At 43.2% G+C, this 12,803-nt stretch carries 14 protein-coding genes; 11 read left to right on the forward strand and 3 right to left on the reverse strand.

The window, feature by feature from the left end:
• The first annotated feature begins 8 nt into the window (after positions 1-8).
• From ACQRCC_RS10680 to ACQRCC_RS10700, 5 genes are all read left to right on the forward strand, one after another.
• Positions 9-623 carry a V-type ATP synthase subunit D gene (locus ACQRCC_RS10680; protein WP_427850759.1) on the forward strand — a complete coding sequence of 205 codons (615 nt, stop codon included), beginning with the start codon at positions 9-11 and terminating at the stop codon, positions 621-623.
• Entirely contained in the window at positions 620-2,461 is a 1,842-nt protein-coding gene (locus ACQRCC_RS10685; RefSeq protein WP_427850760.1) for a V-type ATP synthase subunit I, read from the forward strand. The genes ACQRCC_RS10680 and ACQRCC_RS10685 overlap by 4 nt, the downstream gene beginning before the upstream one ends.
• A 21-nt stretch (positions 2,462-2,482) precedes the next feature.
• Positions 2,483-2,917 (forward strand): V-type ATP synthase subunit K, encoded by a 435-nt coding sequence (locus tag ACQRCC_RS10690; RefSeq protein ID WP_235232653.1) that lies wholly within the window; start codon positions 2,483-2,485, stop codon positions 2,915-2,917.
• Positions 2,918-3,062: 145 nt separating this feature from the next.
• A complete protein-coding gene (locus ACQRCC_RS10695) occupies positions 3,063-4,367 on the forward strand; it encodes an O-acetylhomoserine aminocarboxypropyltransferase/cysteine synthase family protein (RefSeq protein ID WP_427850761.1) in 1,305 nt (434 codons plus the stop codon).
• A gap of 9 nt (positions 4,368-4,376) precedes the next feature.
• Positions 4,377-4,970, forward strand: coding sequence for an HDIG domain-containing metalloprotein (locus tag ACQRCC_RS10700; protein ID WP_427850762.1), 594 nt, complete (start codon positions 4,377-4,379; stop codon positions 4,968-4,970).
• A 400-nt stretch (positions 4,971-5,370) separates the two neighbouring features.
• Here ACQRCC_RS10700 and ACQRCC_RS10705 read toward each other — a convergent pair whose 3' ends face one another.
• Positions 5,371-6,240 carry a YitT family protein gene (locus ACQRCC_RS10705; RefSeq protein ID WP_427850763.1) on the reverse strand — a complete coding sequence of 290 codons (870 nt, stop codon included), beginning with the start codon at positions 6,238-6,240 and terminating at the stop codon, positions 5,371-5,373.
• 23 nt (positions 6,241-6,263) lie between these two features.
• On the reverse strand, positions 6,264-6,923 hold the full coding sequence (locus ACQRCC_RS10710; protein WP_427850764.1) for a Crp/Fnr family transcriptional regulator: 660 nt from the start codon (positions 6,921-6,923) through the stop codon (positions 6,264-6,266).
• An 84-nt stretch (positions 6,924-7,007) separates the two neighbouring features.
• Between ACQRCC_RS10710 and ACQRCC_RS10715 the strand changes: the two genes are divergently transcribed.
• Positions 7,008-7,709 carry an ATP-binding protein gene (locus ACQRCC_RS10715; RefSeq protein WP_427850765.1) on the forward strand — a complete coding sequence of 234 codons (702 nt, stop codon included), beginning with the start codon at positions 7,008-7,010 and terminating at the stop codon, positions 7,707-7,709.
• A 60-nt stretch (positions 7,710-7,769) separates the two neighbouring features.
• Here ACQRCC_RS10715 and ACQRCC_RS10720 read toward each other — a convergent pair whose 3' ends face one another.
• A complete protein-coding gene (locus tag ACQRCC_RS10720) occupies positions 7,770-8,741 on the reverse strand; it encodes a M42 family metallopeptidase (protein ID WP_427850766.1) in 972 nt (323 codons plus the stop codon).
• Between the two features lie 99 nt (positions 8,742-8,840).
• Here ACQRCC_RS10720 and hcp point away from each other — a divergent pair, with 99 nt between their 5' ends.
• From hcp to ACQRCC_RS10745, 5 genes are all read left to right on the forward strand, one after another.
• Positions 8,841-10,514, forward strand: coding sequence for a hydroxylamine reductase (gene hcp / locus ACQRCC_RS10725; RefSeq protein ID WP_427850767.1), 1,674 nt, complete (start codon positions 8,841-8,843; stop codon positions 10,512-10,514).
• An 89-nt stretch (positions 10,515-10,603) separates the two neighbouring features.
• Entirely contained in the window at positions 10,604-11,227 is a 624-nt protein-coding gene (locus ACQRCC_RS10730) for a TetR/AcrR family transcriptional regulator (protein WP_427850768.1), read from the forward strand.
• Complete coding sequence (locus tag ACQRCC_RS10735; protein WP_427850769.1) at positions 11,220-11,732, forward strand: hypothetical protein; 513 nt, start codon at positions 11,220-11,222, stop codon at positions 11,730-11,732. The genes ACQRCC_RS10730 and ACQRCC_RS10735 overlap by 8 nt, the downstream gene beginning before the upstream one ends.
• Positions 11,733-11,758: 26 nt before the next feature.
• Positions 11,759-12,397 carry an AraC family ligand binding domain-containing protein gene (locus tag ACQRCC_RS10740; protein ID WP_427850770.1) on the forward strand — a complete coding sequence of 213 codons (639 nt, stop codon included), beginning with the start codon at positions 11,759-11,761 and terminating at the stop codon, positions 12,395-12,397.
• A gap of 75 nt (positions 12,398-12,472) precedes the next feature.
• Complete coding sequence (locus tag ACQRCC_RS10745) at positions 12,473-12,742, forward strand: helix-turn-helix domain-containing protein (protein WP_427850817.1); 270 nt, start codon at positions 12,473-12,475, stop codon at positions 12,740-12,742.
• Positions 12,743-12,803 lie beyond the last annotated feature (61 nt).

A 12,803-nucleotide genomic window follows, 5' to 3' on the forward strand; every position in this document is an offset into this window, starting at 1 on the left:
AGTAGTTAATGGCTATCAAACTTACAAAAAATGAGCAGAAGGTGCAGAAAGATCGCCTGAAACAGTATCAGCGTTATCTTCCGACCCTGCAGCTTAAGAAACAGCAGCTGCAGTCGGTTATCATGAAGACAAAAGCTGAACTGGAGCAGAAGGAAGTCGAACGTGCTCAGATGATCGGAGATCTGGATGACTGGGTTGCAGTATTTGCGGAGAATGAAATCTTCGAGGATAGCAAAAAGCTTGATAATCTGGTACAGCCTGATACAGTCATCTGTAAGAATGAGAACATCGCGGGTGTTACGGTTCCGACATTCCAGGAACTGACATTCAAAGACATTAACTATGATGTTGACGACTATCCTTTGTGGGTTGATACTGCAATCATAAAACTCCGTGAGATTGCACGTCTGGATGCGCTGGTATCCACACTTCGCAAACAGGAGGCTCTCCTTGAGAAAGAATTACGTTCTACATCTCAGAGAGTAAATCTGTTTGAAAAAGTTAAGATTCCGGAAGCAAAGGAAAATATCCGGATAATCGGTGTATTCCTTGGAGACCAGCAGACAGCGGCAGTTGTTCGCGGAAAAATTTCAAAGAAAAAACTTGTGGAGGCGGCACAATGATAGAAAAGATGAAAATGGTCTACATCGTGTCATCTGTCTCCAAAAAAGACGAGATGCTCGATGGACTTCGAAATCTCGGAATTCTGCATCTGTCAGAAAAAAAGAGTCCGGCTCGTGCGGTGTCAGAAAGATTTACCAGTCTTTCAAAGACAGCTTCCGCATTGACGGATTATGCACCGGATAAGAAATCTAAGAACAAAGAGGAGGCTCCGATTCTTTCGGATGCTCAGTTTGAGGAAATGTACCGCGGTGTTCTGGCAGCATTGGATAAAAAATCAGCACTTATTCAGGATATGAGTGCTGCCAATGCAGAAATCGAACGTATCAAAGCCTGGGGTGACTTTGTACCGGGCGAATTAAAACAATTAAAAAAAGCAGGGTATGATCTTCATTTTTACCGTTTAGGCAAGAATGAGTATACGATGGCGGTGCAGGATCCGGATATCAGGATGGTCCGCCTCGCATCTGTAGACAAGATGGATACCGTTGCTGTAATAGGAACCTTGCCGGCAACCATTCCGGCAGCCGAGTTCTCCATCCCGGAGAAGGGTATAGGAGAACTGACAAAAGAGATGGAAAACGCTCAGAAGGAAATTACCGAGTGTGAAGAAGTGCTCAAAAAGGCTGCTGTATATGATTCCAGTTTCCAGGTTCAGATGCTCAAAGCTCAGAATGCGGAGAATTATTCTTCGGCAAGCGAAACTGCAGAAAATGATGAGGATTTCGTCTGGATTTCAGGATATCTGCCTGAGGCAGATATGGATAAATTTAAAGCTGCAGCCAAAGAGAATAAATGGGCATGGGCGCAGGAGGATGTATCAGAGGAAGATTCACAGATTCCGACAAAAGTGAAATACGGAAAGGTGTCGGGATTGATCAAACCGGTATTTGATATCCTGGGAATCCTTCCCGGATACAGAGAATCAGATATTTCCCTTTGGTTCTTCCTGTTTTTCACACTGTTCTTTGCAATGATTATCGGTGATGCCGGATACGGAGTGCTTATCCTGGCCGGAACTATTGCATATGCAGCGAAATCAAAGAAATTTGATAATGTAGTTTATTTGCTATTTGTACTTTCAGTTGCGACAATTATATGGGGAGCCATTACGGGTACCTGGTTCGGTATGGAAAAGGCTATGGATGTTCCAATCCTGAGAGCAATGGTTCTTCCTGAGTTTGCCAACTATCCGGAGTATTTTGGTGTTACAGCCCTCGAGCAGCAGAACGCTATCATGAAGTTCTCCTTCTCCATCGGGGCAATTCAGATGGCACTCGGAAGTCTGATTTCTATTAAGAAGAAGATTGGTGAGAAGAACCTGAGCTGGGTAGCAGATCTGGGATGGCTTGTGGCAATTGTTGCAATGTATTTGTTATCACTTTATCTGGTAATCGGAGAGAAGATTAATATTAAGCCGGTATTTGCACTCATTGGTGTTGCATTTGTCATGGTAGTACTCTTCGGAGGAATGGCACCGGACCGCACCATTGCACAGGGAATCAAAGCAGGCCTGGCGGATTCGTTTACCGTATTCTTAAATACGATCAGCTGCTTTGGTAACGTAATGAGTTATATCCGTCTGTTTGCGGTAGGTATGGCAGGTCTTGCTATTTCCCAGAGCTTTAACGGAATCGCAGCAGGTTTCAAAGGACCGCTTATGATCCTTGGTGTGGTGGTCGTATTGATCGGACATGGACTTAATATTATCATGTGTTTCCTTTCAGTCGTAGTACATGGCGTCAGACTGAACGTTCTGGAGTTCTCAGGGCAGGCTGGTCTGGAGTGGACAGGAATAGCATATGAACCATTTAAAGTAAACGATAAGATAAAAAAATAGTATTTATAAAGGAGAATGATTATGAATTTAGCATTTGTTGGAATGGCAGCTGCACTTGGTTTGTCCGCTTCAGGATCAGCGTTTGGTGCAGGATTTGCCGGAATGGCATCAGTTGGAGCATGGAAAAAATGTTATGCAAGCGGAAAACCAGCACCGTTCATTATGATCGCGTTCTCTGGTGCGCCTCTTACACAGACAATTTATGGATTCCTTCTTATGAACTTTATTAAGTCTGCAATGGCAGGCGGTGGAGATCCGGGTCTTGCACTTGGTGTTGGTATCTTCGGAGGTCTTGCAATCGGTCTTTCCGGATTGTTCCAGGGTAAATGTGCTGCAGCAGCTGCAGACGCATTGGGAGCAACGGGAAAAGGTACGGCAAACTACTTTATCGTAGTAGGTATCGTAGAGACAGTAGCGCTCTTCACATTGGTATTTAGTTTGTTACTTTTAGGCTAAGAATGAATTTGAAAAATATCCGGTTATAGTTTGAAACTATAACCGGATATTTTTTTTGTGTATTGGACATATTAAACCTATCGTGTTAGTATGGATTCAGAAATTAAAAAACAAACATAAAATAAATAGATCGGAGGACATAGAAATGGCAAATATTAAGGATTCTAAAAACTGGGGTTTTGAAACAAGACAGTTACATATTGGACAGGAGAATGCAGATCCGGCAACAGATGCAAGAGCGGTTCCGATTTACGCAACATCATCTTATGTGTTCCATAATTCACAGCATGCAGCTGACCGCTTCGGACTTCGTGATGCAGGAAATATTTACGGAAGACTGACAAATCCGACAGAGGATGTTTTTGAACAGCGTATCGCTTCTCTGGAGGGCGGCGTGGCAGCATTGGCGGTAGCATCCGGGGCAGCAGCAATTGACTATACCATTCAGGCGCTGGCAAAAGCGGGCGAGCACATCGTTGCTTCCAAGACAATTTACGGTGGAACCTATAACTTATTAGCACATACATTACCATTAACCAATGGAATTACAACAACATTTGTTGATCCTGAGGTGGAAGGTTCTTTTGAAGCAGCAATCCAGGAAAATACAAAAGCTCTCTATGTTGAGACTCTTGGAAACCCGAATTCCAATCTGGTGGATCTGGAAGAACTGGCAAAAATTGCGCACAAGCATAACATTCCATTGGTGGTGGATTCCACATTTGCAACTCCGTTCCTGATCCGTCCAATTGAGTACGGCGCAGATATCGTGGTTCATTCCGCAACAAAGTTTATTGGAGGACACGGTACAGCAATTGGTGGAGTGATCATCGACAGCGGTAATTTCGACTGGAAGGCATCCGGTAAATATCCATGGGTCTCAGAAGCAAATCCAAGCTATCACGGTGTTGCATTTACCGATGCGGCAGGACCGGCAGCTTTTGTAACCTATATCCGTGCGGTCATCCTGCGTGATACCGGAGCAACCCTTTCACCATTCCATGCATTCCTGTTCCTGCAGGGACTGGAAACACTTTCTCTCCGTGTAGAGCGTCATGTGAGCAACGCGCTGAAGATCGTGGATTACCTGTCGAATCATCCGCAGGTAGAGGCTGTACACCATCCGTCACTGGAAAGTGAACCAAGCCATGAATTATATAAGAAGTATCTGCCAAATGGAGGAGGTTCTATCTTTACATTTGAGATTAAGGGAGATGCGAAGACTGCACAGGACTTCATTGACAATCTTGCTATCTTCTCATTGCTGGCAAATGTAGCGGATGTGAAGTCACTTGTCATCCATCCGGCAACTACCACACACAGCCAGTGTACAGAAGAAGAACTCCTGGATCAGGGAATCAAACCGAATACGATTCGTCTTTCTATCGGTATTGAGAAAGTAGAAGACCTGATTGCAGCACTGGATACAGCATTTGAGGCTGTAAAATAGGGGACGATTATGGACAATTATATATCCAGAGAAGACGCATTTGAACTTTTGAAAAAGTATAATCAGGACAGATTCCATCTTCAGCATGCGCTGACAGTAGAAGGTGTTATGAAATGGTATGCCACAGAGCTTGGTTACCAGGACGACGCCGAATATTGGGGAATTGTAGGCCTGCTTCACGATATTGATTTTGAACAGTATCCTGAGCAGCACTGTATCAAGGCGCTGGAGCTTTTAAGGGAAGCGGGAGTTGGTGAGGATATCATCCATGCGGTGTGCAGTCACGGCTATGATCTTACCGTGGATGTGAAGCCGGAGCACGAGATGGAGAAAGTGCTTTACGCGGTGGATGAACTGACGGGACTGATTGGAGCCGTAGCTCTGATGCGTCCGTCAAAGAGCGTGCAGGACATGGAGGTAAAATCCGTAAAGAAAAAATACAAGAGTGCGAATTTTGCTGCCGGCTGCTCCAGAGAAGTCATCCAGAAGGGAGCCGATATGCTGGGATGGGAGCTTGGTGATCTGATCCAGAAGACGATATATGCCATGCGATCCTGCGAGACAGAGATTCAGGAGGCGATGGATAGAATTTATTCTACATAAAGTGTAGAAACATGAACAACGAAAGTGAAATCCAGGAATTGCCATTTGTTATGGTTCTTGGCCAATCCAATGGCACAAAATACCTGAATTTTACCATTCGTTTTATCAATCACCTATTCCAATGGTACAAAATACATGGGGTTTGCCATCCAATTTACTTCTTGGGCTAATTGATGGCAAAAAATAATCAAGTATTACCATCTGTTTTGTTAATTCGCCAATCTAATGGTAAAAAATACTTTAAAATTGCCATCAATTCTGATTATCATCTAATTTGATGGTAAAAACAAGTTTGTAAATGCCTTCGGGAAAGCAAATCCGCCTTTTTTAATGGTAAAACGCCTGCTTTTTGTGAATAGATTAAGGGCCGTCTGAATTTAATCAGGTGGCCCAGGTTATTTTACCGGTATTTCTTTTTCATGGAGAATCCCCGCCCGCTGACTTCGTTAACGCGGCTGACTACAATGAAACTCTCCGGATCAATTGAATGGATGAGTTTTTCAACCTTTGGAAGTTCGCGCTTGGAAATGATGCTGAGCAGCACCTGTGTCTTATTTCGCAGGTATCCGCTTTCTCCGTCCAGCAGGGTTACACCTCTGTCAATCTGTTCGAGGATTGCGTTTCGAATCTCATCGGCTTTTTCGCTGATTACCTTTATTTCTGTTCTGGTGGCACCCAGAAGAAGCAGTTTATCCAGCACCATAGTATAGATCATGACCAAAACAATGCCATATAGAATATTTTCTGCCGGGCGGAATAGTGCCTGTCCTAACAGGATGATGACATCAAAGGCGTACATACTTCCGGAGACAGGAATGCGGAAAACCTTCTGCAGAATTAATGGAGGAATATCCATGCCGCCGGTGGATGCGCCGGAGCGGATTACGATGCCCAAAGCAATTCCAATGCCTAATCCGGAAAATATGGTGCAAAGCAGAAGATCATCAGTCATGACATAGTCTCCCAAAATTCGATCAAATATCTCCAGAGCCAACGGGTACAGAAATGTACTTGCCAGGGTCGTGGCTGCAAATTGCTTTCCGAGTACCAGATAACCGGCAATCAGCATGATAATATTGAAAACAAGTACAAATTGTGTGATGGAAATGCCGAAAAAATGGTTGATTGTCAGAGCAATTCCGGTTGTACCACCTGTGACGAGTCCGGAAGGAAGTAAGAATAATTTTACCGCCAGGGCGTAGAGAAAGTTACCGGCTATCACAGGTATAAAAGATAATAATACTTGAGAAAAACGATACTTTTGATTCATAAAAACCTCCGATTAATCATTTTTTATTTTAAGGTAAAGTGATTTTTTTCGAATAACAATATCCCTTCATCCCGCATTTTGCAAAGCTCATTCGACATGGCGCTCCGGTCAACCGAAAGAAAATCAGCAAGCTGCTGGCGGTTAAACGGAATATCAAAAGAAGGACATCCCGCCTTTAGAGATTGTTCTGACAGATAAGACAACAATTTTTCACGGGTTGTCCGCTGGGACATATATTCCAGCTTCTGTGTAAGCATTTTATTCTTTGAAGCAATGACGGAAAGCAGATTCCGGATAAGCATCCCATGAAAATGGCAGGATGACGGGCACATAGTGAGTATCCGATGAACATCCAGAAAAAGCACAACGCTCTGCTTTACAGCCACTGCATTATTTAATATCTCATCATTGTCCAGACAGGCATACACTTCTCCGAATATCTCTCCTTCGGAAATTTCGCTCAGGATGCTTAAGTTTCCCCAAAAATCTTCCTTACAGATATGAATGCATCCTTCCAACAGCAGTGCTACTGTGGTAATGTGTTCTCCCCTGCGAAAAACATAATCCCCCTTTTGATAGCAGCGGCTGGTTGCCGACAGGCATTTCAACATGGATTCGATTTCCGACTCCGTGATACCATGGAATAATCTTGTATGCTCTAACAGTTTTAAATATTTTTTCATAAATCACCTTTTCGTTGTAAATACAACAGATTTGTCTTGATTATAATAGTATAATCAGGCCATAAAATCAAGGAGGATAAAATAGTGATACGAAGAATTATTCAGATTGATAAAGAAAAATGTAATGGATGTGGGGCATGTGCCGATGCCTGTCACGAAGGTGCGATTGGCATGGTAGATGGGAAAGCACAGCTTCTCCGGGATGATTACTGTGATGGCCTGGGCGACTGTCTCCCGACCTGTCCTACAGGAGCAATTACTTTTGTGGAACGGGAAGCTGCCGCTTATGATGAAAATGCTGTAAAAGCTGCACAGCAGAAGAAGAAGGAGATTCCCTGCGGGTGTCCTGGCACAATGGCAAAACAGATTCAGCGGACACAGGAAGATAGTTCCCCAACTGCTGCTGAGGTTATAAACAGCCAGCTTTCACAATGGCCGGTACAGATAAAACTTGCACCTGTGACTGCACCTTATTTCGATGGGGCGAACCTTCTGGTTGCGGCTGACTGTACCGCATATGCATATGGAAACTTTCATAACAGATTTATGAAAAATAAGATTACGCTCATTGGCTGCCCCAAATTGGACAATGTAGACTATACGGAAAAATTAACTGCGATTATTCGTGAAAATGATATCAAAAGCGTTACTATTGTGCGTATGCAGGTTCCCTGCTGTGGTGGCCTGGAACATGCTGCCAAAATGGCATTACAGTCCAGCGGTAAATTTATACCATGGAATGTCGTGACCATTAGTACAGATGGACGTATTTTATCAGAAATATAATGAAAAAGGGGCATAAAGAGGCTGCCGCATAAAACTGCATTTATGTGGCAGCCTCGGAAATTAAGCAATATAAACTTTTAAGAGAGCAAGTGTGTTCTTCACACCGTCTGTATGAGAACGTTCATAGTTGTGAGATGCGTACACGCCCGGTCCGATGAGTCCGTGACGGATATCGTATCCGCTCTTGAGCGTTGCTTCTACATCGGAACCGTAATGAGGATAAACATCGATTGCGAAGTCGATGTTATTTGCCTTTGCCGCTGCGACGAGCGCGCTTGTCACATCGTAGTTGTACGGTCCGCCGGAATCCTTTGCGCAGATAGAAACCTGACGTTCTGTACAGTCGAGATCGGCGCCGACACAGCCCATATCTACAGATAGCATTTCTTTAGTATCTTCAGGAATGAAACATCCGCCGTGTCCGACTTCTTCGTATACAGTGAAGAGAAGAGAAACCTTACGGTTTAACTGAAGATTTTCTTCTTTCACCATCTTGGCAAGCCCGAGAAGGATGGCGGCAGAAAGCTTATCATCCAGGAAGCGGCTCTTGATGTAACCGCTTTTGGTTACAGTCGTCCGAGGGTCCATTGCAATAATATCTCCGACCTGAATTCCAAGCGCTTTTGTTGCTTCTTTTGTATCTACATTTTCATCCAGGAGAATTTCCATGTTAGATTCCTTTTGTTCCACTTTTTCATCGGCAACGTGAGCAGAAGGTTCTGTGTTGAGCACAACGCCTGTGTAAATTTTTCCGTCGCGTGTGTGGACTGTGCAGTTTTCGCCGTCACAGGTTGTCCACTGGTGACCACCGAGTGTTGTCGGGCGGAGACGTCCGTTCTCCTTGATGGAGCGCACCATTGCGCCAAGCGTATCGAGATGTGCTGCTAAGAGCAGAGGATTTCCCTCGCCGCCAAGTGTGACATGCACATTTCCTTTGTTGGAATAATATGGCTCGTACCCCATATCAGTCAACACTTTGTGAACATAAGTGACAACTTCTTTTGTAGTCCCAGGCCACCGGGATAGAGACAAGTCCTGGCAAAGCAGCGGGATTCTTGCTGGGAAGGAGAATAAAAATTCAGAAAATCGGCATGCTGTACCATAAGAATAAATGATAAGGATGGTCAGCATATGAGCAATAATATGGATTTGGGATATGAAATGTTTTGTTACCAGTGTGAACAGACAGCGAATGGGAAGGGATGTACGAAGATGGGCGTTTGCGGAAAAACTCCGGAAATTGCCAATCTGCAGGATTTATTGATTTTTCAAATCAAAGGGATCAGTTGTTATGGGAAAGTACTGGCAGAGAATGGACAGGCTATAGATAAAAATGTGATAAGTTTTATCGAAAATGTTCTTTTCACAACTCTTACAAATGTTAATTTTGATGCAAAAGTGCATGTGGAATTATTGAGAGAATCACAGAAAATCAAAGAGAAATTAAGAGACATGGCGGGAGAGATTCCCAATCATACGGCTCATGCTTCTTATAATCTCCCGGAGACAAAATCGGAGATGTTAAAGGATGCACCTCTGGCGGGAATTATGTATGATAAATCCCTGGATCCGGATATTCGTTCCTTGAGGCAGACAATTCTGTATGGACTCAAAGGTATTAGTGCCTACGGGCATCAGGCGAGAGAGTTGGGGTATTACAGTGACCAGGTGGATGATTTTTATATTCAGGCATTGGAGGCACTCACAGATGATAATCTTACGGTAGAAGAACTGATCCGGATGACCATGCGTACCGGAGAAATGGCAATAGAGGTTATGAAAAAGCTGGATGAGGCCAATACAGAGGTTTATGGAAATCCGTCTCCGCACAGGGTAAACATCCAGATGAAAAAGGGCCCTTTTATTATTGTTTCAGGTCATGATCTGAAGGATTTGGAAATGCTGTTGGAACAGACCAGAGGGACAGGAGTCAATATTTATACACACGGTGAAATGTTGCCGTGTCATGGATATGAGGGGCTGAAAAAATATCCGCATCTTGTCGGTAATTTCGGAGGGGCATGGCAGGATCAGCAAAAGCAGTTCGATAACCTTCCGGGATGTATTCTGATGACAACAAACTGTCTGATGCGGCCAAGAGAAAGCTATAAAGACAGAATCTACAGCACAAATGTGGTAGGCTGGGAAGGCGTAAAGCATGTTGGCAGAAAGGAAAATGGAGAAAAGGACTTTAGTGAAATCATTCAGCAGGCAATAGAACTGGGCGGCTATTCAGAAGATCAGGAGCCGCAGGAGATATTGGTTGGATTCGGGCATCATGCCGTTTTAAGTTATGCTGAAAAAATTGTGGAGGCTGTGAAAACAGGAAAAATCAGACATTTCTTTTTGATTGGCGGCTGTGATGGTGCGAGACCCGGAAGAAACTATTATACAGAGTTTGCAAAGATGGTCCCGGATGACTGTATAATTTTGACGCTGGCATGTGGGAAATACCGGTTTAACAAACTTGATTTTGGAGAAGTGGCGGGACTGCCAAGGCTTCTGGATGTAGGCCAATGCAATGATGTATATTCTGCCATACGGATTGCAACAGCTTTGGCAGATGCTTTTAACACGGATGTGAACGGACTGCCGTTGTCATTGATCGTATCATGGTATGAACAAAAAGCAGTGGCTGATTTGCTGGCACTATTGAGTCTGGGAATAAAAGGTATTTATCTGGGACCAACGCTTCCCGCATTTTTAAGCCCAAATGTGCTGCAGTATCTGGCGGACACTTTTGATTTGCGGCCAATCAGTAATGCGGAGGATGATATAAAGAGCTGTTTGAAACAGAATATTTGATCGAGAATATTGTTACTCTTGACAGCTAAATATTTTTAGCTTATAATATGGCTAAAAATATTTAGCTGTTTTTTTCGGGAGGAATGGCGATGAATACAAAACAAAAGATTCTTCTGGAATCGCTGAGATTGTTTTCGCAAAGAGGGTATGATGCTGTGGGGGTTGAGCAGATCGCCGCTGCAGTTGGGATCAAAGCCCCATCTTTATATAAGCATTACAGGAGCAAGCAGGATATTTTCGATGCAATATTTGAAGAAACGGCAAGAAGATATGAAGCTTTCACGGACACTATTTCTGTACATGTTCAGAATTCCGAACAGGATGTAAAGATGTTTGAAGAGATTACTGCGGATGATCTGGTTGCAAAGGTAAGATCCCTGATTGATTATTCTCTGCACGATGAATATGTCAGCATGTTCAGAAGGATGATGACGATTGAACAGTTTCGCTCCCCGGAGCTTTCAGAGCTTTATTCGCAGCGATATGTCAATCAGATTCACGATTACCATAGTGGACTATTTACTAAAATGATTGCAGCCGGTGTTTTGGTAGAGGAAGATCCGGGCATTCTTGCAATGATGTACGATGCACCAATTCTTGTTTTACTGGGTGAATGCGACAGACATCCTGAAAAAGAGGAAGAGTGTATGAAGAAATTAGAGGCACATGTCAGATTGTTTTATAAGACTTTTAACAGGAGTAACTATGATTAAAGCGATTGTTTATACAACTAATACTGGAAATACAGAGAGATATGCAAAGATGCTTGGACATCAGATTAATTTACCGGTTTATGCGTTAAAGGAAGCGAAAAAAGTTTTGACAAAAGGAACTGAGATTATTTATCTTGGATGGATTATGGCAAGCGGAGTCAAGGGATATAAGGATGCAGAGAAGCACTTCTGTATCCGCATGGTCTGCGCAGTCGGTATGGGTGGAACCGGAACACAGATTCAGGAAATCAGGGATAGGAATCAGATTTCTTCATCAGTTGAAGTCTTTACACTCCAGGGAGGATTTAGTATGCAGGAACTTAGGGGAGTAAACAGATTCATGATGAGCATGATGATAAAAACAGCGGGAAAAGCACTGGCTGAAAAGACAGACAGAACACCGGAAGAGAACGACATGCTGGATCTGATGATGAATGGAGGCAGTCGGGTTAGTCTGGAAAACCTTGCCGGACCGATAGAGTGGTACGAACACGTAAGAGATTAGAGTTAGAAGCAGGTGGGTTGGCAGCCATGAAAGAAGAATTAATTAAGAAAATGCTGGAAATATCGCAGGAAGAGCAGGGCTATCTGGATGGGAGTGTACTGGTTAATAAGGAACTGTATACCAGCGAAAACAAATTTGAAATAGACCGCAAACGTTTCTTGAAAGAGGGGCGTCTGATTACAGTTCGTCCTCACAGTCGTTTTATTGAATTTCCGGCCCACAGGCACAATTATATTGAAATTATGTATGTGTGCCAGGGAACAATCACCCATTATCTGGATGGAAAAGAAGTGACCATGCAGAAGGGGGATATGCTGCTTCTGAATCAGTATGTGAAGCATGGAGTGAAGAGGGCAGAATATGAAGATATAGGGATTAATTTTATTGCACTGCCAGAGTTCTTTGATATTCCGCTTCAGATGCTGGAAGAGAATAATATACTGGCTGAATTTTTGATAAATACATTACGGCAGAATAATCCTGTATCGCACTATTTGGTCTTTCGACTGGAAGAAGATCGGGCAATAGAAAATCTTATGGAAAATATGATCGTTTCCATGTTGAATGATGAGCAGAATGAAGACAGCATCAATCAATATTCTATGGGGATTGTTTTTCTGTATCTTCTGCGCCATGTGGATTGTCTGACCCAGAGTTCATCTTAGAGTTATAAGGATGTAGTTGTACAATCAACGTTATCATATATAGATACGTGGTATAAGACGGCAAATCTGACGAAGATTGCAGAGGACTTTCATCAGTCGTTGTCAGTTCTAAGTAAGACGATTAAGCAAAGCACAGGATTTACATTTCAAGAGCTTTTACAGCGTAAGAGATTTCAGAAAGCGGTCATGCTTCTGATAGAAACAGATCTTCCGATTGAAGAGATAGCTGTAGCTGTTGGGTATGAGAATCAAAGTTACTTTTATCGGCAATTTAAGGAAAGGTATGGAATGACACCCAGGAAGTACCGGTTAGAGCATAAAAATGATAAGACCATAAGGATTTAGGGCTAAGAAGGATAGACAGAATGGACTATAAGAGTCACTTTTGTTTATTCTTCTTTTTTAT

It is taken from the genome of Sporofaciens sp. SGI.106 (assembly GCF_050314255.1).
Classification (GTDB): Bacteria; Bacillota; Clostridia; order Lachnospirales; family Lachnospiraceae; genus Claveliimonas.